General features: G+C 61.1%; 3 protein-coding genes. All 3 read right to left on the bottom strand.

Annotated features, from left to right (window positions below):
* Positions 1-46: 46 nt before the first annotated feature.
* The gene (locus AC3IFE_RS08245) at positions 47-436 is read right to left on the bottom strand and encodes a limonene-1,2-epoxide hydrolase family protein (protein WP_089470699.1); all 390 of its coding nucleotides are present in this window, start codon (positions 434-436) and stop codon (positions 47-49) included.
* Positions 437-513: 77 nt separating this feature from the next.
* Positions 514-1,350, bottom strand: a complete 837-nt coding sequence (locus AC3IFE_RS08240; RefSeq protein ID WP_489190184.1) for an alpha/beta fold hydrolase — start codon at positions 1,348-1,350, stop codon at positions 514-516.
* Positions 1,351-1,509: 159 nt separating this feature from the next.
* Positions 1,510-2,189: oxidoreductase (locus AC3IFE_RS08235; RefSeq protein ID WP_489190183.1), on the bottom strand; the 680-nt coding region annotated here is incomplete at its 5' end.

Below are 2,189 nucleotides of genomic sequence, written 5' to 3'. Positions count from 1 at the left end.
CCTCGCGTCGGCAATGGATTGCATGATCCGCGGCCGCAGTTCAAGACTACTGCTTGATTGCGCTCAACTGCCGATCGAAGTCCGCGGGATCGAAGTAGTCTCGCCAAACCGTGATTCGATCATCGACGATGGTGAGTGTGCCCATCACGGGAAGTGTGATTTTTCCGCCTGATGCGTGTTGAAAGACGTCGATCCGCTCATTGAGAACGACGTTTCCCGCTGCGGCGATATGGGTCACCGTCCAGTCGGCCTTGAACGTCGTACCGATCCCGAAGTCGCCGTGGAATTTGCGGACATTGTCCCGTCCAACGATGTCGGGGAACGGAACGTTATCGTAGAGGACATCATCGGAGAGCATCGACAGTGCGTCGTCGATGCGGTTCTCCGTCCAAAGCGAAAAGAAGCGAAGCGCCACAGTCAAAACATCGGTAGTCATCTCGGCTCCACGGATTAGGGGGTGGAAAGCAGGCGCGGTACATGGCGCACAGGCAGGGTCTCCATGTACCGCCGGTCTTAGCCTTGAACGAATGCCAGCAATTCTGGGTTCAAGACACCTGCGTTGACGGTCAACATCCCATGAGAGAAGCCCGGGAACGTCTTCAGCGTGCCGTTCTTCAACAGCTTGATTGTCTTGAGCGCCGCGTCTTTGTACGGGACGATCTGGTCGTCTTCGCCGTGAAGCACCAGCGTCGGCACGTCGATCAACTGGAGATCTTCGGTCTGGTCCGTTTCCGAAAACGCCTCGATACCGTCGTAGTGGGCCTTCGCGCTACCCATCATTCCCTGGCGCCACCAGTTCTGGATCACGCCCGGATGAACGGTCGCATCCGGACGGTTGAACCCGTAGAACGGACCCGCGGGCACGTCTACGAAGAACTGCGCGCGATTTCCGGCGAGCCCCTTGCGTAGCCCGTCGAAGACATCCTGCGGCAGGCCTTCGGGATTCGATGGCGTCTTCAGCATCAGCGGCGTCACGGCGCTCACAAGAATTGCCTTGGCGACACGCCCCGCCGGCCCGCCGTGCCTTGCAACATAGCGCGCGACTTCGCCGCCACCGGTGGAATGGCCGATATGCACGGCATTCCCGACGTCCAGCGTCTCGACGAGCGCAAACACGTCCGCCGCGTAATGATCCATGTCGTGACCTTCGGCGACCTGCGACGAGCGCCCGTGTCCGCGCCGGTCGTGCGCAATGACGCGATACCCGTTCGACAGGAAGAAGAGCATCTGGGCATCCCAGTCATCCGCGGAGAGTGGCCAGCCGTGATGGAACACGATCGGCTGAGCATCCCTGGGCCCCCAGTCCTTGTAGAAAATGTCGACGCCGTCTCGCGTGGTAATGAATGACATGATCGTGTTCCTTTCGTACGGTTGCAGGGAAGTAACGGTTGCTGCGGAAGTCGTCGTGGCAAGCGCGATCTCGGGTGGTTGTCGCCCGAATGCGGCCGGCAGGCGAAAGGGACGTACACGGGTGCCGCCCGATCTTGAGCCCGCTTCAGGAAGGCAGAGTTACGTCGACGCCGCGAACGGGTAATCGATGTAGCCCTCCGCGTCTTGCGTGAACCACGTTGCCGGGTCGTCCGACGCGAGCGGAATCGCTTCGGCCAGACGCCGGGGGAAATCCGGATTGGAGATGAACGGGCGCCCGAACGTAACGGCGTCGCCAACGCCCGCATCGAGTTCCGCCTGAGCGCGAATGGCGTCGAAATCCGAGTTGAGCACCAGCGGTCCTTTGAAAGCCGGTCGAATTTTCGCAGCGAGCGGATCGAGGTAGCCGACGCCGAAACTGCCGTTCAGCGGAGGCTCACGCAGTTCCAGGAATCCGATCCCTACCGCGGATAGCGCCTCGGCGGCCGCGACAAACAACGGCAAGGGATCGCTGTCACGCACGCCCTGGGTTTCGCCGTTGGGAGACAGACGAACGCTGGTACGGCCGGGACCCGCTACATCCGCGACAGCCCGGGTTGCCTCGATGAGAAGCCTGAGCCGATTCGAGATCGATCCGCCATACGCGTCGCTGCGGAAGTTGGCACTGTCTCGCAGGAATTGATCGATCAGATAACCGTTCGACGCATGCAGCTGTACGCCGTCGAAGCCGACCTGCAGCGCATTCCGCGCTGCGGCGGCGAACTGCTCGACAACCGCGGGAATTTCGTTTATCTCGAGTGCGCGTGCCTGCGTGTAGGGCT

This window comes from Burkholderia sp. APQ4-4ca, assembly GCF_057837105.1.
This window is presented reverse-complemented; position numbering and strand designations above follow the sequence as displayed.